This is a genomic window from Pseudomonas sp. WHRI 8519 (genome assembly GCF_040224055.2).
Taxonomy (GTDB): domain Bacteria; phylum Pseudomonadota; class Gammaproteobacteria; order Pseudomonadales; family Pseudomonadaceae; genus Aquipseudomonas; species Aquipseudomonas putida_X.
The window spans coordinates 1,344,146-1,366,742 of record NZ_CP167996.1 but is presented as its reverse complement, the minus strand read 5'-3'; the positions used below and the strand labels follow the sequence as shown (position 1 = coordinate 1,366,742).

Sequence of the window (22,597 nt, the reverse complement as noted above, 5' to 3'; positions counted from 1 at the left end):
CATGTTCTTTGCCCCTTATTCCTGAGTCTGTCCCGAAGTCGGTACGCCCGAGCGGGCGGATGCGTGCGCATGACGCATCCCCGCCAGGGCCGTCGAACGAGTGGACAGAACGGTGGGCGCCCAAAAGGCGCCTGAACATATAGAAATTGTGGAGACACCCACCCATGCAAACCGACACAACTCGCGAGAACCCGCAGGCTTTGGCGCCGCAGGCTGCCGATTCCAACCAGGATCTGGCCGCGACCGCTCCGGGCCAGCTGCGCGTGATCAAGCGCAACGGCACTGTCGTCCCTTACACCGACGACAAGATCACCGTGGCCATCACCAAAGCGTTCCTCGCAGTTGAAGGCGGCACCGCCGCTGCCTCGTCGCGCATCCACGACACCGTCGCGCGCCTGACCGAACAGGTCACCGCCACGTTCAAGCGTCGCATGCCATCGGGTGGCACCATCCACATCGAAGAAATCCAGGACCAGGTCGAACTGGCCCTGATGCGTGCCGGCGAGCAGAAGGTCGCCCGTGACTACGTGATCTACCGCGACCAGCGTGCCAAAGAGCGCGCCACCCGCGCCAACACCGACGCCGCGATCGAGCCGCACCCAAGCATCCGCATCACGCTGGCCGACGGCAGCCTGGCGCCGCTGGACATGGCGCGCCTGAACACCATCATCAGCGAAGCCTGCGAAGGCCTGGCCGAAGTCGATGGCGACCTGATCCAGCGCGAAACCCTGAAGAACCTGTACGACGGCGTGGCCATCAAAGACGTCAACACCGCCCTGGTGATGACCGCCCGTACCCTGGTAGAGCGCGAGCCGAACTACTCGTTCGTCACCGCCCGCCTGCTGATGGACACCCTGCGTGCCGAAGGCCTGGGCTTCCTGAACGTCGCCGACAGCGCCACCCACCACGAGATGGCCGACCTGTACGCCAAGGCCCTGCCGGCCTACATCGCCAAGGGTGTCGAGTTCGAGCTGCTGAACCCGGCCCTGGCCGACTTCGACCTGGACAAACTGGGCAAGGCGATCAACCACGAGCGTGACCAGCAGTTCACCTACCTGGGCCTGCAGACCCTGTACGACCGCTACTTCATCCACAAGGATGGCGTACGCTTCGAGCTGCCGCAGGTGTTCTTCATGCGTGTGGCCATGGGCCTGGCGCTGGAAGAGAAAGACAAGGAAGCCCGTGCGATCGAGTTCTACAACCTGTTGTCGTCCTTCGACTACATGGCCTCGACCCCGACCCTGTTCAACGCCGGCACCCTGCGCCCGCAGCTGTCGAGCTGCTACCTGACCACCGTGCCGGACGACCTGTCGGGCATCTACCACGCGATCCACGACAACGCCATGCTGTCGAAATTCGCCGGTGGCCTGGGCAACGACTGGACCCCTGTGCGTGCACTGGGCTCCTACATCAAGGGCACCAACGGTAAATCCCAGGGCGTCGTACCCTTCCTGAAAGTGGTCAACGACACCGCCGTGGCCGTGAACCAGGGCGGCAAGCGCAAAGGCGCGGTGTGTGCCTACCTGGAAACCTGGCACCTGGACATCGAAGAATTCATCGAGTTGCGCAAGAACACCGGTGATGACCGTCGTCGTACCCACGACATGAACACCGCCAACTGGATCCCTGACCTGTTCATGAAGCGCGTCTTCGATGACGGCAAGTGGACCCTGTTCTCGCCATCGGAAGTGCCAGACCTGCACGACCTGACCGGCAAGGCCTTCGAAGAGCGCTACGAGTACTACGAAGCCCTGACCGAGTACAACAAGATCAAGGTGTTCAAGACCATCCAGGCCAAAGACCTGTGGCGCAAGATGCTGTCGATGCTGTTCGAGACCGGCCACCCATGGCTGACCTTCAAGGACCCGTGCAACCTGCGCTCGCCGCAGCAGCACGTGGGCGTGGTCCACAGCTCGAACCTGTGCACCGAGATCACCCTGAACACCAACAAGGACGAGATCGCGGTCTGCAACCTGGGCTCGATCAACCTGCCGAACCACATTGTCGATGGCAAGCTGGACACCGCCAAGCTGCAACGCACCGTGAACACCGCCGTGCGCATGCTCGACAACGTGATCGACATCAACTACTACTCGGTGCCGCAAGCACGCAACTCGAACTTCAAGCACCGCCCGGTCGGCCTGGGCATCATGGGCTTCCAGGACGCACTGTACCTGCAGCACATCCCTTACGGCTCCGACGCTGCCGTCGAGTTCGCCGACAAGTCGATGGAAGCGGTCAGCTACTTCGCGATCCAGGCGTCCTGCGACCTGGCCGATGAGCGCGGCGCATACGAGACCTTCCAGGGTTCGCTGTGGTCCAAAGGCATCCTGCCGCTGGATTCGCAGCAGATCCTGATCGAAGCCCGTGGCCAGAAGTACATCGACGTCAACCTGGAAGAAACCCTGGACTGGGCACCGGTACGTGCCCGCGTACAGAAAGGTATCCGTAACTCGAACATCATGGCCATCGCGCCGACCGCGACCATCGCCAACATCACCGGCGTATCGCAGTCCATCGAGCCGACCTACCAGAACCTGTACGTGAAATCGAACCTGTCGGGCGAGTTCACGGTGATCAACCCGTACCTGGTCCGCGACCTGAAAGCCCGCGGCCTGTGGGACTCGGTCATGATCAACGACCTGAAGTACTACGACGGTTCGGTGCAGCAGATCGAGCGTATCCCGCAGGAGCTCAAAGACCTGTACGCCACCGCGTTCGAAGTCGAGACCAAGTGGATCGTCGATGCCGCCTCCCGTCGCCAGAAGTGGATCGACCAGGCGCAATCGCTGAACCTGTACATCGCCGGCGCTTCGGGCAAGAAGCTGGACGTGACCTACCGCATGGCCTGGTACCGTGGTCTGAAGACCACCTACTACCTCCGTGCCCTGGCCGCGACCAGCACCGAGAAGTCGACCATCAACACCGGCAAGCTCAACGCTGTTTCCAGCGGTGGCGACAGCGCCCCGGTCCAGGCAGCCGGCCCAGCGCCAGTGCCTAAGGCCTGCGCGATCGACGAGCCTGACTGCGAAGCCTGCCAGTAAGGCCTGACTGCCGCGCGGGGTGCCTACGGGTGCCACGCGCGGCATTTTTGTATCCGCGCCTCACAGAAACCTTGGGCCTTGCCCGCCGCTCGCGCGGCTCGGTAGAAGTAGCCACCGCAGCTCGTGTTGCCTGACCCGGCCTCATCGCTGGGACGCGCGACACAATTCTCTCTAAACACTATATGGTGTGCCTTAAAATTTAAACTGGCACAAGATATAGGTTGGCGCTACACTCTCCCCCCGTAGAACAACACAGCCATTTCGTGAACGGACGCACGCAAAACCGGTCGAAAAAGTTACCCTCGCCCGCAAGACATGCGCCCCGATCGAAGGTGAATTCCGGTATACTTTGCGCCCTCTGAAAAGAGCGCCATTCAGTGTCCTGGCCCCTCCCCGAGGCCTGGCCAGGACAAGCCAGAACACATTCAGATGTAAACGAGAGTCAGCCTCTCGAGCTGTCCATTCGCCGTTACGGCCTTGCGTCAGGCATCACATTCTTAAAATCCAACCGGTTGCCCCATGGCGACCCTCAAGCAGGAGCCAAACCATGCTGAGCTGGGACGAATTCGACAAAGAAGACGGCGAAGTAGCCGCCAAAGGCAACACCCCTGCGCAGGCCACTGCCGCCGCCACCCTCGACAAGCTCGACAGCGCCGGTGGTGCCGCCGCCCTGGAAGCCCGTGCGGCCACCGCTTCTGACTCCGATGCCGTCAAACGTGCCAAGGCTGCCCTCGACGCCCTCGACGTTGCCGAAGGCCTGGCCGAGCTGGAAGGCTCCTCGGCCCGTGTTGCCGTTGACGAAAAGCGCATGATCAACTGCCGCGCCGACCTGAACCAGCTGGTACCGTTCAAGTACGACTGGGCCTGGCAGAAGTACCTCGACGGCTGCGCCAACCACTGGATGCCGCAAGAGGTCAACATGACCGCCGACATCGCCCTGTGGAAGAGCCAGGACGGCCTGACCGAAGACGAGCGCCGTATCGTGATGCGCAACCTCGGCTTCTTCTCCACCGCCGACTCGCTGGTTGCCAACAACCTGGCCCTGGCCGTGTACCGCCTGATCACCAACCCGGAGTGCCGCCAGTACATCCTGCGCCAAGCCTTCGAAGAGGCGATCCACACCCACGCCTACCAGTACTGCATCGAGTCGCTGGGCATGGATGAAGGCGAGATCTTCAACATGTACCACGAGATCCCGTCGGTCGCGAAGAAAGCCGCCTGGGGCCTGAAGTACACCCGCGCCATCTCCGACCCAGAGTTCAACACCGGCACCGTCGAAACCGACAAAGAGCTGCTGCGCAACCTGATCGCCTACTACTGCGTGCTGGAAGGCATCTTCTTCTATTGCGGCTTCACCCAGATCCTGTCCATGGGCCGCCGCAACAAGATGACCGGCGTTGCCGAGCAGTTCCAGTACATCCTGCGTGACGAGTCGATGCACCTGAACTTCGGTATCGACGTGATCAACCAGATCAAGATCGAGAACCCACACCTGTGGGACGCGGCGATGAAGGAAGAAGCGACCCAGATGATCCTGCAAGGGACCCAGCTGGAGATCGAATACGCCCGTGACACCATGCCACGCGGTGTATTGGGCATGAACGCTGCGATGATGGAGGACTACCTCAAGTTCATCGCCAACCGTCGTTTGACCCAGATTGGTCTGAAGGAAGAGTACCCAGGGACTACCAACCCGTTCCCATGGATGAGCGAGATCATGGACTTGAAGAAGGAGAAGAACTTCTTTGAGACGCGCGTGATCGAGTATCAGACGGGTGGGGCGTTGAGCTGGGATTGATATCCAAAGGGCGTAGGTTTTCACGGTCGACTGAACTTTTTTCAGATAAGTTGAACCCACCAAACCTTCAAGACCAAAGCCATCTCAGTGAAAGCTGAGATGGCTTTTTTCATTCGCGACTCACTATGAAACGCCTATCGCCCCATATCGCGAATGCCAATCAACATCGGGCCCGCGCTAGGTTCAGCATGTCGGCGCTACGCCTGGCGCAACCTCATTTCCTATACTGACAAGCTTATTAAGTCAGCAGACGGGTAGCTCGCCAGCTTCACCGCATAGAGGGGCCGTGGCTTTTCACCTCACTCAAGATTTTTTTCATCCAAGTTGGACCAGCGCACCAAAAACGAACACTGCCTCCTGCGGCCAAGGAACAGGACCGCGGCGATGACGTAAGAGCAGTTCTGATCCTGTAACGGATCTAGCTGAAAAATCGGATACGATCGCATCACCAAGCAACCCGGCGAGCTGGTATTGAACACGGCGCTGGTAGAGGCCAGTCGTCACCCGACCCAAGACACCCTAGAGAGGAGATGCCCGGCCCCCATAAACCTCTTGGACGAGCAAGATCATGGCTTAATAATGAGACGAGCTTATTTGAGGCTCTTGTGGTCGAACATCAGGCGTGGGATGCGTGGAGCAAGGACAGATCAGCAGGCCTTTTACTTTTTCTGGATCGGCTGATTATCTCGGGATCGGCTGAGGCCAAGCCCCATAAAGCTGAGCCACCTCAGCTGCAAGAAGGTAGAGTTTTTGCCCCATTTAAGCTCAGCCAAAAGGTTGGAGGGCACCGACAGGAGGACGTTCGGAAGCAACATCAGTCATAACACCGTACTCAGTACGTTTCAAATACTCTCTGACTGCCTGAAGACTCCACCAATTTTAGATCATCCTCAGCGGGACATCATCATCCAGGTGCTTACAGGACCGCCCAAGCCACTCCTCCCCTGCATGCTGGCTGCCGAACACCTCTATCGCGCACTCCAGTGCCTGCGCATACTGAAAAGCCAATGAACTCTGCCGTGCGTTGAGCCGAACGGTATATCCAGAATTCAGTTGTCGTAGCAAGCCTGGACCCGAGTCACCGAGAATTCCTCCAAAAATCTGTGCAGAGCCAAGCAATGGCGATGGCGAAACCATGGCCATAACGTGTTCAAGCAGGAAGCCTTCGCTCACCAACTCATAGAGGTCAAGGGAAGTGAGTGGAGATTCATGGGGCCTATCAGACGCCCAGTTAGCTGCAGGCTAGGCGCAGATCCGCCAGCCTCAACAGGTTTCGTACGATTCCCATAGGTCTATCGGCTCGACACACATGCCCGTATGACGGCCGATTGGCCGACCACGAGCCACCTTCTGGGCACATCCCAGTAAACACCTACCCTGTTGGCTGAGACGCTACTCCGTGCATGAACGGTATGGTTATACTGGCGCTACTAGCCACTTGCCAGCCGGTGCACGAAGGCTCGCTCAGCCTCCGATAAACCGAAGTGCCGATTCAACAATGGATGTTATCAATGAGTCTCGCATTTGTTCATCTTTCCGACATTCACTTTGGCCAAGAGAAAGGCGGCGATCTTTACATCAACAACGACGTCAAAGAGCGCCTTATCGACGATGTGCGTCAGCTGGTCGCCCAACTCCCCTCCAGAAAAGCCGCCGGCCTCATTGTCACCGGTGATATTGCTTACGCCGGTAAGGAGGCTGAGTACAAGGAGGCAGGTTTGTGGTTGGATAGAGTGGCACAAGCCGCTGGCTGCAAAAAAACAGATATTCAGTTGGTTCCGGGCAATCACGACATTGACCGAGACGAGATTACGAAAGCTACCGAACTGATGCTACAAAGCATCACTACGGAAGGACAGCAGGCTTTGGATGGGTTCTTAAGAAGCCCAGTCGATACTGCGCTGCTGTATCGGCGCTTTCTTGCCTACCAGCCATTCGCTCAAGCATATCGCTGCCCACTTGACGATCAGGGGGGGCAGCCCGAGGCTCATGTGGCTCATCTGGCCGAGGGTCGGTCCTTGCGTTTCATAAGGCTAAATTCGGCATTGATATGCTCAAAACGGGACACCCACGGAAAATTGATACTCGGGGCGCGACAACGGGTGATAGCTCAACGACCAGGTGAAGAAATTGTTGTGCTGTCCCATCACCCACTTGGATGGTTTCAGGACTCCGAAGATGCAACCCGTTACATTCGAAATCGGGCTCGCGTCTTCATTTCTGGCCATGAACACAATCCTTCCGTCCGCGTGGAGTCTGTCCGCCAGGGGCAAGATGTCATGATGCTCGCTGCTGGGGCAACCGTGCCACCGACGCAGCACGATACCTTTACCTATACCTACAATGTCATCGAGTTTGGGTGGGAGCCCGAAACTGACTCTCTTGAGGTAAAGGTGAGGCCACGTGCTTGGGATGATGAGCAGAAGCGCTTTGTAAACGATGCTGTCAGACTCGGTGGCCAGCAACCTCGTTTCGTCCTAGGATGCCCTAATTTCAGAGGCCCGAACCAGAGCGAGCAAGCTGAAACTGTCACTCCCGAGCTAAACGATGAACAGGTCGAGATTGTCATTTCTGCCCCAGAGCAAGCTCACGCTCAGGATGAAAAAATGACTGACGAATATTCGTTGCTTCTGCTGCGCTTTTTCAGGGATATAAGCCCAGATAACCGACTGAAAATTTTGGTCGATCTGGGTGCGATCCCTCCAGGCTGGACTGACGCTCTGAGCCAACCGAACGAGCGCAGGGCCTTGGACGCGCTGGTAAAGAAGGGAAGACTTCAAGATATCGTGCAAGCGGTTGATCAGGTAGAACAACAGTAACAACAAGGAATCGGCATGAGTGTAGCTAAGCATATTCGTCTAATTGATCCCGCTCCAACGGATGATTTTGTGTCAAAGCGCGAGGCCGCAATCAAAGCGCTTCGAATAAAATTCTTAAAAGTCAAAACCGTAAGTGACCTGCTTCGACTGGGCAGCACATTATCGCTCGGCTGCTTCGGTCAATCTGATATTCCAGAAGATATTCTCGAAAGCATTGCCAGCGCACTGGTAAAGGAAAGCCCTGCGTTTGATCCTGAGGAAAATCCACAGGAAATCAAGCTAATCGGCATTCTAGCGCTGCTCGATGCAATCGAAAATGGGGGGAATGCTGATAAATGGGCCATTGCCGATGTGCTCGCCGTTGCTGCTTGGTCCACCCTCAGCTTTATCCCCCCCTTAGAAGAGCCGAAGCTTGACGTACTTCGCTGTGAAGTCATTGAGAAAGCTCGAAATCGAGCACTAAAGACAGCTATTACGACGCGTGATCGGTCACCAGTACCAGATGTAGATAAATTGGTCGTAGATCCAGGGGCTACAGAACTCCCAGTTGTGTTGACCTCAACTATCGAAGCGCTGCGTCGTAATGCCGCGCTAGACAGAGAGGAGTTGGATTTGCTCTGGTGGGTAATCGCCGACGGAAGCGATATTCTTCAGAAACCGCTCAGCGCGGTACCGGGACAAACCAGGGCAATTATATCTGGTTTTGAAGTCGGCTCAATGCTTCGGCGCTTGCCAAGCCAAGCTCACAACCACCTTGTCCAACGTAACATTACTGCTACCGAAACGTTGTCCCTGATCGAAGTAATCGAGATCCTCGGTGATGACAGACTGAAAATTTCTCATAGCTTCGCGAATGCGGCAGCAGTAACTCAAGCACCTCACATGTTCCCCGTGCTGACCGCTATCCGTTCGGGAAAAGCACAAGGTATTGCAGCTGAAATGAAACGCTCTCTCAACGAATGGGCCCTACGCACGCTCTTAGAGAGTTCGGTACTGCGACTTCAATACTCAGATAATGGCAAGCTATGACCGAGTTCGTTTGCACTAATGAAAACTGCACCGTCTCGCAGACAGGCATTTGCCTGCTCAATAACGAGCCCGATGATTGCAGTAATAGTCAGCTCCTTGAGGCCGAGACTTCAGATGACTCACTAATAGGAGAGCCCTTACTTCCCTCTCCGATTGAGGCTCCTCGCTTTTCCGCAAGCGCTGCATTGGGGCTAGATGATGTCCGGGCGATGCTGGGAAAGAAATACGGGCATGTAGTAGGTATTCTTGGCGCCCCAGACTCAGGTAAAACGGCATTGCTAGTAAGCCTGTACCTGTTGATGGCCCATGACAGGCTAATTCATTTTTCTTTCGCCGGTAGCCGGTCGCTGCTGACCTTCGAGGATATAGCACGAGGAGCAAGAAGCTGGAATGAAGGTTCACCGCCTGAGCAGATGACGGCTCATACGGAGCTTGGAGATAGCCGGGCTGCGGGTCTGCTACACCTACGTCTCAAGAGTGTTTCGAAGAGCACTTGCATTGACCTCTTTATACCAGACTTGCCCGGCGAGTGGTCAACTAGCCTTATAGATACCAATGAGCACGAAAGACTAAGATTTTTACAAGGCTCAGAGGCAATTTGGCTCACCGTAGATGGCGCATCACTGTTAGCACCTGATACTCGTAACAATGCAATTCATCGAATGAAGTTATTAATCGATAGATTAGTAGATTTTTTCGAAGGCCAACCTCCTCGTCTATTTCTCGTAATCACTCGCTGTGATTTAGGCCGTCCAACAGAGGCAATCATTGACCGCATTGTTTCTCGTGCTTCGCACCACAAAATTGAACTACAAGTAATGCATGTCGCATCTTTTTCAAAAGAGCCGAGTATTCCTGCCGGAACTGGTATTCCTGAGTTGTTATCGGCCACCATCAAGACTGAACAGAAAAGCCTTGATTTTTGGGCATTCGCCGAGGCCTTTGGACATCGTCAAATTTTGCGCTTGCCGCCAGGAGAGCAGTAATGACAAACCGGACGATCGTTCTTGTCGGCGGTCCTGACTCAGGGAAGACCAATTACATGGCCAGATTGTGGGCAAGTATCTCCGATGGAAAGGGAGCGATGGGCGCCCCATCAAAGCGCACAAATATAAAGTATGTCGAAGATGCTGTTAATTATCTTCATGGCGGACGCTTTGCACCAAGGACTGACACAAACCTAGAAGCAGGCCAAGGCGCCCTAACGATTGCTATTAAGCGAGACAATGAAGCGGAAACAGCTAATTTAGTAATTCCAGACGTTTCTGGTGAAATATGGAAAGCCGCAGTTGAAACAGGCGAGTTCCCTCTAGAATGGATGGAGCTCTTGGAGTCAGCCGAGGGCGCACTACTATTCGTAAGAGTCCGCTCTGACCAGAACATCACCCCTTTGGATTGGGTTAATTCTGCTCAGCTGATGGAGTTGATTGGACAGGAGTTTGAGGGCTACCCTACTCAAGTTATGCTTTGCGAGCTTACACGGTTTCTCGAGGAGAAATTACTCAGATCATCTACGGGAAAAGTACCCCGCATAGCGGTAGTAGTCACAGCCTGGGATCTGCTCGATCAACAATTGGCAAAAGCCGGCCCCCGCGCCTACCTCGCTCGCGAGTATCCAATGTTCATCGGAAAACTAGACCATTTGGAAGGGATAGAGGTGGCTCTGTTCGGTATGAGCATTGTGGGCGGTGACCTTGGCGCAGACGCTGCCTTCCGTGAACAATTCCTCGAAAGCGAGTTCGAATCCACTGGATTCGTCGTCTCAGAGGGTTCGGTGGCTTTGGAGACGTCAAACGATCTAACATCACCGATCCTCTGGGCTGCTGGTTAGGCATGAATCCACGAATGATTCCTTCGATCCACCATCAACTGCACGGCTACCGTAGCGGTCACCAGTTGCTCCATAGCTCAGTCCGTCTGGACCGACGAGATCAGGATCTGATTGATCGACTCTCTGATATGGCAGGACCATTACGTCCAGGGGAATGCTTTTCGCCTTATCTGAGCTGCTATCCACTACCAAGCGAGGAGTACTATGTTCTCTCTCGCACACGCCAGGATGTAGAGGCGCCACGCGCAGGATGCGTGGTCACCCAAACCCTTCTGATACCCATGCCATACTGGGAGGCTAAAGCACATCTACCTGAACTCATTGAATTATTCGATGCTGAGATCCCTGATGAGGCGCCGATTGTTATAAATGAGCTTCAGCGCAGTCTTTTGCCAGACGTAAAAAGCAAGACAATTTCCGAACTTTTAGAAGCTCTTTTTCTAGAAAAGCGAGTGCCAATAGTTGTATTTGGGGCTGATGATGCGGAAGCATTAATCGTGCGCCTCATCACGGCGCTATGGCCAGCAATGCGTAGAAAATTCAGCGCTTGCACGCTCTCGCTAGCACCAAGAATGTTGTCGGGACGTCCATTCGACTTGCTTTTTGCACCCAAGGCAGCGCGCGCTCGGTTCTCAGAATGGCCTGGACGGCGGATCGATGCTTCGGGTAAAGAATCTCAGGCACGACATAGATGGACAAGTGCTCTGGTCCAACGGGTATTTGAAGGTCAGTCTCCAAGCTTGATGAGCCCAGATACTGAGCGGCTTCTTGCAAGCGGAAATGGCGATGAGAGTTCGCTCAGATTAAGCTTGCTCTGGGAAGAACTACTGGAAAAATCAAACTACTCACCTGCTGCCGCACTCGGCTTGCTGGATATAGCTAACTCAAAACGGATTCTGGCAGAAAGCTGGAAGGCTATAGCGCCAGGGTTGTTAAGGGCCTTAGATTCATTCCTTTATAACGGTGACGGAGAGTCGGCGTGGGCATTCATACGTGATATGTCTGCCAAGCTTGGCGCAGCCCCCGAGAGCGCGCTTGCCCCGATTCTTAGTAAAATAGCAACTTTAGCAAGTCATGATGTGAAGCCTGCTCTTACAAGCCTCGCAAAGGCTGCACCAAATAGCATCTTATTTTCTCCAAATTTGCTTCACGCGGTAGCGACAACCATCAATGCTGACAACCTAAAACACGTCGCGAACGATCTCGCTAACTTAGCACCCGCACGCTTAATATTTCTACTCAGCCTAAACCCTAAGCTCTTGCTTTTGACAAATCCGGACGTAAAAACCCCTCCACTTAAAATAATTAATGAAAATCTTTATAGAGCCACTACCGAACTAAGCACACAAAGACGCCAAGCGTACCTAAAGACCTTCCTTCCTTTCATTAAAAAGGAAGAACAAGCTGCATTGCTCGAAGAGCTACTAAAAGACTCCGATTCCGAAGCAGTAGTCGATACGGCGAAAGCGGCCTGGAATAACTCATTACCGACTGAGTTGCGAGTTGTTCTATGCCGTGCGGCACATTTTGCCGACACTCAGGAAGCAGTGCGAAACATTATCGCCGAGCGCTATTGCAACAATCGCGACATAAATTATATACTACAATTGCTTGACTACACCCAGCATGGAACTGAGTGGATACTTTCATCCCAAGCCACTGAACAGTACCGTTGCGACCTTCTTCGCGCATATATAGGAATGGCAACTCCTAATCAGCTCACTATCGCTTTCACGGATATGAAGCATATCGATACCGCTGTCAGCCTGTTGATAAGAGCAGCCAAGAGCAACGCCAAGCCCATCGCCTCACTCCTGAGTTCAAAAGCTGCTAGCGCAAAGACTGCGACAAAAGCCACGCCCAAAATTTATGCGTACTTGTCACATTCTGAGCGAGAGCATTTACTACGAAAAACCCTCGACAAGCTAATGAGCGATGACTCTTTGCTTCAAGAACACTTACCTATACTCGCCTCATCACTCCCAGACCAACTGAACCTTGATCTCATATTTCAGAGCGGCCGAAGCCACTCTACTCAGTACTTCCACATCCACGATTTGCTCAGCACCCTAGATAAAATTGACGACCTAGACCTCAAAATCTCAGAAGAAAATTTAGACATCCTGACAGACTGGATTACGTCGAGAGCCCATACGGATCTAAATTCTGAATCGGCGAGCATGATAGTAAAAATTCTAGATAAGCTGGAGCATGACAACCATCGTTTATTTGAACAAGTCGCACTTGAACTCCTTCCGAGCTTAATGATCAGCTACGAAGTTCCTGCCTCGATATTGATAGCAAAATCATTTCCAGCCGTATACGACATGCTGCGCGAAGAGGAAAGTGGCCTGAAGTTTAGCCGTATTTTTTCTTTCACTGACTGGGATAAGTGCAAAACTGCACGCAAAGGGCTCGTCAGATCTTTTCTAAAATCGAAATGGCATCCAGAGGACTTAGCAAAAACGGCATACTCTGCTCGTGACACTCGAAGAATATTTAAGGAGCTTGCCAGTGAACCTGGAGGCAAAAGCTACCTGAGGCTTATTGAACTAAATAGCAAAAGCCTTGAGCCTGGCTGTCGCCGTGAAGTCCTCAGTGAGATACATCGCATTGGGCCAAGTGAATTCCAGCCTTGATAAATCTACTCGACTAGCGCCGAATAAATTTCCAAGCCTATTCGGCGCTACCGCATGACATATTTTGGTAGCGAAGCCTGAAATGCCTCGCTACCAGCTTCATAGTTGATTCTACTTGATTTGCGACCTTCGCTGTCATGGTCTGATATCGGAGCTTTAAGCTAAGAACCCGAAGCACCTCCAAACTCAATCCATCTAGCACTGATAACTCAGGAGTCAGTTTTGCAGGGATCCAGCCGCTATGCCCGCACCCCGTTTGCTCAATGCACCCAGACGTCAATTCAAGACAGCCTACTAGAGGCACTCGTCAGAAATAACTGGGACGAAAAAAAATATCCGACAATCAACCCTATCGTCGCAAATGGACACGGCAGACGCTCAGAAGCTCGGCAGATACTAAGCTTCCTTGTGCGACGTGCTCTTGGAATATTCAGAATCCCTGGGGCTTACGACCTCCCCTTAATGAGCGAATACTTTGCTGATTTGACCATCAATGAGATCGAGAATGCTTGCAAAGACATTAAAAGAATCTACGATCACTCTCAGTCACAAATGCAACGTTTTGGTAGCACTATAAATTTAGTTCGCGGGATTGGTGGAATCGAAGCAAGTGCCTGCAAAAAGCTACTTGATGAGATACCTGGCGCGGAAATTCCTTTTTTCTTTCAGACAATCACTTTCTTCAATCATATCCGCGGCGGATTTAGCCGTAATATATCCGTAAATATCGAATGCCCAATTGAATGGGTTTGGGCTAGCGCTTACACTTTAAAAGACTTGGAGTTACCAGGGAGTGACGAGGAGGTCATGGTCATCTGTCGCTCCCTAGACGGTGTTTTAAACGTGCCAAAACAAAACTTTAAAATAACGCCAAGCCCCAACGAACTGGCTCCCCTGCCTCTTTTAAGCGGCCATAAAAGAGGATTACCCAATAAGCTTCCAGAGGCTCTTTCACATCTTATGCAGGAAGGCTTTGAGCCCGACAAGTACGCCGGACACGCAGCATCTTATCTGCCGGGCAAATGGGAGAATCGTTTAGCTCGATTAGGCCGGAGAATTGATGGCACGATAAACGCTCGTTCTCGAAGCACAGTGGAAATTAACACATTGGATAGTCATTAACTCTAAGACCCCCCTTGACCTGGCGGATATTTTTGCGCGCATATAGCCAGGTCACATATTACTTACGATTCAAGCCTGCTTGATGTGTACATCCCCAAAAAGCCGTAGCCCTTCATAAAAATTGATACTTTACAGCACAGCTTTGCGCTGAGTTTTCCCTGTGTTCCATGCATGATTGGCAAAAACTATGAGCAGATTCACCAGCGCTACTGATTGGCATCATGTCCGAGGGAGCAGGCTTTGCCGGTACCAAACACCAGCGAGATGATTTAATCGAGATAATTTGGATCAAATTCATCGCAGCTATTCATCAATTGACACTTGTTAACTGGCACCCAGGACGTGTTTTTAGTGGACCGGAGTGATAATCAAATCTCATGGCTGAGGTTGGAGCACACCTTGAACAACCGGCACCATTCTGGGCTGTCATAACCATGTGTCATCACAGGGCCTCCCAAGTGGCGAGCTGTCATATAACGCAGCACGACACCGAAATGCACACTGCGTGAAAGTGATATAGAAAGTTGGATAAAGCTCAAGCGTGCACACCTCCAGCATGGGCTATGGGCATCCCACAACAGCATCGCTTCGGAATCAAAGGACCACTGCCGTTCATGAGATGGCATCCGGAACGGCTAGCATGCGAGGAGCAGGCCCCATTCGGATGACGGCTAGTCACGAGAGTCCTTGGCCAAGCGGCACGTCTCCGGATGTGAGACGGCGGAATCACTCTGACACCTCAAATCAGCGAGGGTGATGACAACGCCTGATCGGGATCAGGGTCAAAAATGGATTGCGGTAGGCGCTCATCTCCGTCTATCGAAAGACGACTTGCATGCTAGCATTTTAGTGAGGCATTATGGATTCATAACTACAAACCAGCGGTGCCCATCATGGTCAGCATTGCGTGCAAAAACTCCTCGCCCTCCCCGTCACGCCGGTATGTGACGGAATCCTCTAGAGGCTGCCATCGAGGCAACCTTCTCCGACTCGTTTTCCCAGACAGATAAGTCCTTTCGCTCTCGCGAGCTAGAGGGTCCCCTCTGTTTAGTGCCCACGGCCTCCGGCCCAATGAAAATAAGGAAAATAGAAATGAGCATGATGAAAGCTGCCCGTCTGCATAAGGTTGGTCCGACCTTCCAGCTTGACTCGATCGATGTCCCGAAACCACGCGCACACGACGTAGTTGTTGAAGTGAAGGCTTGCAACTTGGTGCCTAATCTTCGCAATGTCATCGAGAGCTACTCCACCTGGTTCCCTTACCTTCCCCTCCCAAAGCTGCCGGCAGTCTATGGCTTGGACGCCGCAGGCATCGTCAAGGAAGTGGGTGAGGGCGTGCACGGCATCAAAGTCGGAGACCGCGTGTACGTGAACCCCGGCCGTAGCTGCGGCTCCTGTCATGCCTGCTTGCGCGGTCAGCACATAAACTGCACCGCATTCACCTTCCAGGGCTACTTCGGGTTTGGCCCAGGCTCTCAAGAAATCTTCGAAGATTACCCCTACGGCGGATTGTGCCAATACATGACCGCGCCAGCGTCGGGCTTGGTCAAGCTCCCTGAAGCGATATCCTTCGAGCAAGGATGTCGGTTTGGCTATCTCGGCACCGCCTATTCGGCCCTTCGAAAAGCAGGCGTGTGTTCTGGTCAGTCTGTGCTGATCAGTGGCGCCACCGGAACGCTAGGACTTGGGGCCGTCCTGCTTGCCCTAGCCATGGGTGCTACAAAAATCTTCGCGATGGCCCGAAACCGCCAATTGCTGGAGCGCGTACGCGCTCTCGCCCCAGACCGCATTTTCACGATTTCCGCCGGCGATGAGCCATTGGGTGATTGGGTTCGGAAGCACACCGATGAGCTCGGTGCTGACGTCTTCATCGATGCAGTTGGGCCGGGCGCTCCTCATGAACTTACCGTTGAGGCAATTGGTGCGCTTCGCCGCGGCGGTCGCATGGTGGATATCGGCGGTATGTCTGAGGATCTGCCGGTACCGATGTTCAAACTCATGTGCTTCCAGATCAGCGTGATCGGCTCCCTCTGGTTCACTGTGGCAGAAGGTCAGGACATGGCCGAAATGGCTGCCGCCGGCACCTTGGATCTTTCGGTATTCGACCAAGAGGTCTTCGCCATCGAACAGGTCAACGAGGCAATGGATGCAATAGCAGACCGCAAAGGCGGTTTCACCAACGTTGTAATCAATCCCAGCCTGGCCTGAACAGCAGCGCCGCTCGATCGAGCGGCGCTCAATCGGAGACCGAACATGAAAGTGAGACGAGTTGTTGCGGGTACGCAGAATGGTAAAGCTGTGTTCCTTTCCGACGGTTTGGCGCCTCAGACCTATGAATACAAAAAAATTCCAGGATTCGCTACCTCTTTAATCTGGCAAACGGTGGCGTCTCCGACCCTTCCTGAAGCATTTGACGACCCTGTTCAAGCCACCTCTTCACTGCTGCCTCAGCCTGGAGAAACCAAGTGTCTGGCGGTGAGCTTCCCGCCTGACTCAATCTTTCAGTCCTCGGATTTCAATCCCGAGGAGGCCCATGATGAGCAGCAACGCCACCTACTTGGGCTGTATGAATGCTTCGACCCTGCGCGACCAGGTATGCACGCCTCTCCGACAGTCGACTACGGCATTGTGGTCAAAGGTCCTCTCGTCCTCGAACTGGACGACGGCCAGATCAGGGAGCTCGCGAGCGGAGACATCGTGGTGCAGCAAGGCAACATTCATGCTTGGCGGAACCCTGGGACCGAAGCCGCATTGGTTACATTCGTTCTGATTGGTGCCCAGTCTCAGCGGTAAAAATTTACATAGGATAATAACAATGAAAAGTTATGTAACACGCGCTGGCGTTGTCAGCGCGCTCGGCTGCTCTTTGCTCGTTTCTTCGCTATGTTACGGTACTGAAAGTGGGGATACCGTTTGGCCGCTAGGCGTACAGACCGTTCTTCCAGCAATACTACCTCCCCCAGGTGAAACCTCTTTGTACAGTTATACCGCCTACTACAAGGCGGATAGCTTCAAAGACAACAGTGGCAAATCTTCTGTCCCGGGATTCAGCTTGGAGAACTTTGTTCAAGCTATTCGTGTGGTGCACACATGGGATGTGAAATTCGATAGCGGCGTTACAATCAGCAGCGGAATTATCGGATCTGCGAACAAGATCAAGGTTGAGGCATTCGGAAATAGCGATACAGACTCCGGTTTCAGGCAACTATATCTTACCCCTCTGTATGTCGGCTACTCGCCGTCAGAAAATTTGCATTTGCTAACGGGATTCAGCGCCTTCGTCCCGTTGGGAAACTATGACGGCAATAAGTTGGCGAATAGCACGACAGGCAATGCGAGCTATACGCAGGAATTCGACTTAACCTGGTTCCCCCACCCTAACTGGGAGGTCTCGATTGCTCCCACCTTCACCATCAATGCTAAGAACGACGAAACCGACTATCGCTCGGGCAACGTGTTCAACGTCGACTACCTGCTCGGCTACAGGCTGCAGTCGAATCCCAAGGTTCAGCTGGGCTTGGTGGGATATTACACCAAGCAGGTCACCGATGATCGCTACGACCACGGTGACCTAGATGATGGGAATCGGCTGAGTAAATTCGCCGTTGGCCCCCAGATCTTCTATGCGTTTGATCAGAAGTCAGGGGTCGTGCTGAAGTGGATGCGTGAGACTGCGGTCAAAAATGGCCCAAAAGGCGACTCGGTATGGCTTGAGTTCGCCTTCCCACTATGAGGCTAGCTTCGCATCCTCAGGCATTTTAGATACGACATCCTTAGCCACACTTTGAATATGGCTCGCAGCCGCATTGGCTGCGGCCTTTTTGTTTCTGGTTTTCAGCGCTGCAAGAATCTCATCGTGCTCATCAGTAGCAGCATCCAAATGCACTTGGAAGCCACAGGTCTGCACGATGAAAAAGTCGGACAGCTCAAAATTTGCCACTTGGCGCGCCGAGAGTATTGGCGATTTTGCCATTGCGTGCAGCAGGCGATGGAATTCGACGTTCAATGTTCGATAGCTGTCGGCGGCATCGCTGTGAGCTGGGTTGATGCTTCTAATTTTGTCGTTGATCTCAGACATACGCAGCACATCATCAGGGGACCCACGTTCAGCCGCAAGCCCTGCGATTAGCGCTTCGTTGTTCGCGAACATCTGGTAGAAGTCATCGACTTCCAAACGTGTAGGGTGCACAACCTCACATCCAACCTGGGCTGTGATCACAACAAAGCCCCTCTCCTGGAGGCTGTTCAGCGCGGTCATGATCGGCTGACGACTGACACCAGTCTCTTCGCCAATTTCCTTGACCAGGATTTTTTCACCGAACGCATACCTACGACTCAGTAGGCGTTCCAAAATGTGCTGATAGATAGCGGTCTTCTTGTTTGCCACTTGCATCGGTATGGTTTTCCTAGAACTGAGTGCACGGTTCAACATTTCGCTAACTGGCTTGCATACTAGCATTTCGGATAGTAAATCAGATTTTTGCACCCATCGCTTCGTCATACGTCGCGACCCATTGCCACGGGGAGGATCCATCCGACGATGAGCGGACATCGTCAAGCTTGCATGCTAGCATTCTAGCGTGCATGATGATTAGGCAGACAAAAACAAATCTACCTGCATGGCGTTGCCCCTCTACCCCTGTTGGGAGTTGAGGAGACGCTCATGCCGTCCCAGTGCGAGGCGGCCTGCACTGGGGCACGACGTGAAGGTTTCGTATCGATGAACGCTTACCTGCATTGCCTATCGCACACGCCCCTCATCGGGCATTTCGATCCGCCCAAGAACGTGCTCGATGAAGTGGATGGGGTGGTCCGCGCTGCCCGTGCACGCATCGCTGCTTTCGATCCTGAGCTCGTGGTGCTTTTCGCTCCAGACCATTACAACGGCTTCTTCTACGATGTCATGCCCCCTTTCTGCCTGGGCATGGCGGCTGAAGCCATAGGCGATTTTGGCTCGCTCGCCGGCACCCTCTCTGTGCCCAAATCTATCGCTGAAGCTTGCGCTGATTCTCTGCTCCGCAATGGCATCGACATGCCTGTTTCGTATCGCATGCAGGTCGACCACGGCTTCGCTCAACCGCTCGAATTTCTTCTTGGCGGTTTGGACAAGTATCCGGTCGTGCCGATCTTCGTGAACTGCGTGGCCCCGCCCCTGCCTACCTTCGAACGAGTCAGATTGATGGGTGATGCGGTCGGTCGATTCACCCGCACGCTGAACAAGCGGGTGCTGTTCCTTGGGTCGGGAGGCCTTTCACACCAACCGCCAGTTCCAGAGTTAGCCAAAGTCGATGCCCGGATGGCTGATCGGCTCATGGGAAGTGGCCGCAACCTGCCAGAAGACGAGCGTACCGCCCGCACTCAACGAGTGGTCATCGCAGCTGAGCGGTTTGTCGAAGACCAGAACACCCTGCATCCGCTGAACCCTGAGTGGGATCAGTACTTCCTCGACGTTGTTGAGCAGGACCTGCTAAGCGACCTGGATCAACTCCCTAACGCACATCTTTCCGAATTGGCCGGTAAATCCACGCATGAGGTCAAGGCCTGGGTCGCAGCGTTCTCAGCGCTCGCTGCCCACGGAGCATACACCGCGACAGATCGCTACTACCGAGAGATCCCTGAGTGGATCGCTGGCTTCGGCTCTATCAGTGCGCACTCTCAGCGCTAACACACCTTCACGGAGAATCAATCGTGACTGCAATTACTGAAAAAGACACCAGCAAATTCGTTCGCGTCCAAGACGGCGAGCTGGACCTGAATATTCATTACAACGACTGCGGTGAAGGCCAAGAAACGGTTGTCATGCTGCATGGTTCTGGCCCTGGCGCTAGCGGCTGGGCCAACTTCAATCGCAATATCGAGCCACTGGTAGAGGCTGGCTTCCGGGTCATCCTCATGGACTGCCCTGGCTGGAGCAAAAGTGATTCGATCGTCAGCACCGGTTCTCGCTCCGATCTTAACGCCCGCGTTCTGAAAGGGTTGGTCGATAAGCTGGACCTGGACAAAGTGCACCTGCTCGGCAACTCCATGGGCGGCCACACTGCCGTGGCGTTCACGCTGACCTGGCCTGAGCGGGTAGGGAAGCTCGTACTAATGGGCGGCGGTACCGGTGGGGTCAGCCCATTCGTATCAATGCCAACCGAAGGCATCAAATTGCTCAACGGTCTGTACCGCGAACCAACCATCGAAAACCTCAAGAAGATGATGAACATCTTCGTCTACGACACCAGCGACCTCACTGAAGAACTGTTCCAAGCGCGCCTGGACAACATGCTGGCTCGTAAAGACCACCTCGAAAACTTCACCGCGAGCCTCGCTGCGAACCTCAAGCAATTCCCTGACTTCGGTCATCGTCTCGGCGAGATTCAGGCCGAAACCCTCGTAGTTTGGGGTCGCAACGACCGCTTTGTCCCGATGGATACCGGCCTGCGTCTGGTTGCTGGCATTCCCAATTCTCAACTGCATGTCTTCAACAAATGCGGCCACTGGGCCCAATGGGAACACGCGGACAAGTTCAACCGCATGGTTCTCGACTTCCTCACCCACTGATCGAGGTCAGCATGAACATCACACAAGAGACCCTTGAGCGCTTGGCGACAGACCTGCGCAGAGCTGAAGGAAAGGGCGAGCCTGTTGGACCACTGCGTGACGTCATCGGCGCCACGAATGTGGAAAGTGCCTATGCGATTCAACGCCTGAACCAAGCCTACGCCATCGCCAATGGGCAACGCCTGGTGGGCCGCAAAATCGGCTTGACCAACCCTAAGGTCCAAGCGCAGCTGGGCGTAGACCAACCGGACTTCGGTTGCCTGTTTGCCGACATGGCGTACGGCGACAACGAAGTGGTTCCGTTCGAGCGTGTTCTTCAGCCCAAGATCGAGGCGGAAATTGCACTGGTTCTGGAGCGCGACCTGCCTAGCGCTTCTACAACTTTTGCAGACGTCATCGCCGCAACTGGCTGGGTACTCCCGGCGCTCGAAATTGTCGGCAGTCGCATCGAAGGCTGGAACATCAAGTTCGCCGACACCGTAGCTGACAACGCATCAAGCGGGTGCTTTGTACTCGGTGGCCCTGCGCAGCGCATTGATGGCCTGGACCTTCGCGGTGCAACGATGCGCCTCTCCAAAAATGGTGAGGTCGTGAGTTCCGGAAGTGGTGCTGAGTGCCTGGGCAACCCGCTGAATGCCGCCGTTTGGCTCGCCCGCACAATGGCTGAGTTTGGTGAACCTCTCAGAGCAGGCGACATCATCCTCACTGGCGCCCTGGGGCCAATGGTTGGCGTAAGTCCAGGTGATCATTTTGAAGCCGAAATTGAAGGCCTTGGCCGCGTCGGCGTGTCGTTCAGTGTCGAGTGATGGAGATCTAGAAATGACAACAAAACGCAAAGTCGCCATCGTCGGCTCCGGAAACATCGGCACCGACTTGATGATCAAGATCCTGCGCAATTCAAAGCATCTGGAAATGGCCGTGATGGTTGGTATCGACCCCGCTTCTGACGGCCTTGCCCGTGCAGGCCGAATGGGCGTCGCTACCACCCACGAGGGTGTCGCGGGCCTGGTCAAAATGCCAGAATTTGCTGACATCGATTTCGTCTTCGATGCAACCAGTGCCGGCGCTCATGTCAAAAACGACGCCATGCTGCGTGAGTGCAAGCCGGGCATCCGGGTAATCGACCTTACTCCGGCAGCTATCGGCCCTTACTGTGTGCCGGTCGTGAACCTTGAAGAACATGTCAACGCGCAGAACCTGAACATGGTTACGTGCGGCGGGCAGGCAACTATTCCGATGGTTGCTGCGGTATCGCGTGTTGCCAAAGTGCATTACGCAGAGATTGTCGCATCGATTGCATCCAAATCGGCAGGCCCGGGCACCCGGGCCAACATCGACGAATTCACCGAAACCACCTCGAAAGCCATCGAGGTGATCGGTGGTGCAGCCAAAGGTAAAGCCATCATCATCATGAACCCGGCTGAGCCTCCTCTGATGATGCGCGACACCGTCTACGTGCTGTCTGAAGCTGCGGACCAGGATCAGGTTGAGGCCTCCATTGAAGAAATGGTTGCCGCAGTGCATGCGTATGTCCCTGGCTACCGCCTCAAGCAGAAAGTGCAGTTTGAAGTCATCCCTGAGTCTGCCCCACTGAACATTCCTGGCCAAGGCAAATTCAGTGGCCTGAAGACCTCAGTTTTCCTTGAGGTCGAAGGTGCTGCCCATTACTTGCCAGCGTACGCAGGCAATCTCGACATCATGACTTCTGCCGCGCTGGCTACCGCCGAGCGCATGGCACAGTCGATGAGCCAGGCCTGAGGAGCGCGGAT

At 54.2% G+C, this 22,597-nt stretch carries 16 protein-coding genes; 15 read left to right on the top strand and 1 reads right to left on the bottom strand.

Features of this window, described 5'->3' with window-relative positions; translation table 11 throughout:
• Positions 1-164: 164 nt before the first annotated feature.
• The 11 genes from ABRP30_RS06190 (at position 165) to ABRP30_RS06140 (ending at position 18,015) form a co-directional block, all read left to right on the top strand.
• The gene (locus tag ABRP30_RS06190; protein WP_241802730.1) at positions 165-3,044 is read left to right on the top strand and encodes a ribonucleoside-diphosphate reductase subunit alpha; all 2,880 of its coding nucleotides are present in this window, start codon (positions 165-167) and stop codon (positions 3,042-3,044) included.
• A gap of 547 nt (positions 3,045-3,591) precedes the next feature.
• Positions 3,592-4,842: a ribonucleotide-diphosphate reductase subunit beta gene (locus tag ABRP30_RS06185; RefSeq protein ID WP_267821680.1), complete on the top strand. Its 1,251-nt coding sequence runs from the start codon at positions 3,592-3,594 to the stop codon at positions 4,840-4,842.
• Positions 4,843-6,353: 1,511 nt separating this feature from the next.
• The gene (locus ABRP30_RS06180) at positions 6,354-7,661 is read left to right on the top strand and encodes a metallophosphoesterase (protein WP_349976466.1); all 1,308 of its coding nucleotides are present in this window, start codon (positions 6,354-6,356) and stop codon (positions 7,659-7,661) included.
• 15 nt (positions 7,662-7,676) lie between these two features.
• Positions 7,677-8,690 carry a GTPase-associated system all-helical protein GASH gene (locus ABRP30_RS06175; RefSeq protein ID WP_349976465.1) on the top strand — a complete coding sequence of 338 codons (1,014 nt, stop codon included), beginning with the start codon at positions 7,677-7,679 and terminating at the stop codon, positions 8,688-8,690.
• Complete coding sequence (locus tag ABRP30_RS06170; RefSeq protein WP_349976464.1) at positions 8,687-9,676, top strand: hypothetical protein; 990 nt, start codon at positions 8,687-8,689, stop codon at positions 9,674-9,676. Before ABRP30_RS06175 ends, ABRP30_RS06170 begins: the two co-directional genes overlap by 4 nt.
• Positions 9,676-10,521, top strand: a complete 846-nt coding sequence (locus ABRP30_RS06165) for a hypothetical protein (protein WP_349976463.1) — start codon at positions 9,676-9,678, stop codon at positions 10,519-10,521. The genes ABRP30_RS06170 and ABRP30_RS06165 overlap by 1 nt, the downstream gene beginning before the upstream one ends.
• Positions 10,522-10,523: 2 nt before the next feature.
• Positions 10,524-13,160 (top strand): hypothetical protein, encoded by a 2,637-nt coding sequence (locus tag ABRP30_RS06160; protein ID WP_349976462.1) that lies wholly within the window; start codon positions 10,524-10,526, stop codon positions 13,158-13,160.
• Between the two features lie 222 nt (positions 13,161-13,382).
• Entirely contained in the window at positions 13,383-14,282 is a 900-nt protein-coding gene (locus ABRP30_RS06155; protein ID WP_349976461.1) for a hypothetical protein, read from the top strand.
• A 1,092-nt stretch (positions 14,283-15,374) separates the two neighbouring features.
• Positions 15,375-16,490: an alcohol dehydrogenase catalytic domain-containing protein gene (locus ABRP30_RS06150; RefSeq protein ID WP_349976460.1), complete on the top strand. Its 1,116-nt coding sequence runs from the start codon at positions 15,375-15,377 to the stop codon at positions 16,488-16,490.
• Between the two features lie 45 nt (positions 16,491-16,535).
• Positions 16,536-17,075 carry a cupin domain-containing protein gene (locus tag ABRP30_RS06145; RefSeq protein WP_349976459.1) on the top strand — a complete coding sequence of 180 codons (540 nt, stop codon included), beginning with the start codon at positions 16,536-16,538 and terminating at the stop codon, positions 17,073-17,075.
• Between the two features lie 22 nt (positions 17,076-17,097).
• The gene (locus ABRP30_RS06140; RefSeq protein ID WP_349976458.1) at positions 17,098-18,015 is read left to right on the top strand and encodes a transporter; all 918 of its coding nucleotides are present in this window, start codon (positions 17,098-17,100) and stop codon (positions 18,013-18,015) included.
• Here the strand turns inward: ABRP30_RS06140 and ABRP30_RS06135 are convergent.
• Positions 18,010-18,675, bottom strand: coding sequence for a GntR family transcriptional regulator (locus ABRP30_RS06135; protein WP_349976457.1), 666 nt, complete (start codon positions 18,673-18,675; stop codon positions 18,010-18,012). The two genes, ABRP30_RS06140 and ABRP30_RS06135, sit on opposite strands and share 6 nt — an antisense overlap.
• Positions 18,676-19,002: 327 nt before the next feature.
• Here ABRP30_RS06135 and mhpB point away from each other — a divergent pair, with 327 nt between their 5' ends.
• Genes mhpB through ABRP30_RS06115 form a run of 4 tightly spaced genes read left to right on the top strand, consistent with a single transcriptional unit; the run spans position 19,003 to position 22,586 of the window.
• Positions 19,003-19,947: a 3-carboxyethylcatechol 2,3-dioxygenase gene (gene mhpB / locus ABRP30_RS06130; RefSeq protein WP_349976456.1), complete on the top strand. Its 945-nt coding sequence runs from the start codon at positions 19,003-19,005 to the stop codon at positions 19,945-19,947.
• Positions 19,948-19,970: 23 nt separating this feature from the next.
• Positions 19,971-20,828: an alpha/beta fold hydrolase gene (locus ABRP30_RS06125; RefSeq protein ID WP_349976455.1), complete on the top strand. Its 858-nt coding sequence runs from the start codon at positions 19,971-19,973 to the stop codon at positions 20,826-20,828.
• Between the two features lie 11 nt (positions 20,829-20,839).
• On the top strand, positions 20,840-21,634 hold the full coding sequence (gene mhpD / locus ABRP30_RS06120) for a 2-keto-4-pentenoate hydratase (RefSeq protein ID WP_349976454.1): 795 nt from the start codon (positions 20,840-20,842) through the stop codon (positions 21,632-21,634).
• Between the two features lie 13 nt (positions 21,635-21,647).
• Positions 21,648-22,586 carry an acetaldehyde dehydrogenase (acetylating) gene (locus ABRP30_RS06115; protein ID WP_156867044.1) on the top strand — a complete coding sequence of 313 codons (939 nt, stop codon included), beginning with the start codon at positions 21,648-21,650 and terminating at the stop codon, positions 22,584-22,586.
• Positions 22,587-22,597 lie beyond the last annotated feature (11 nt).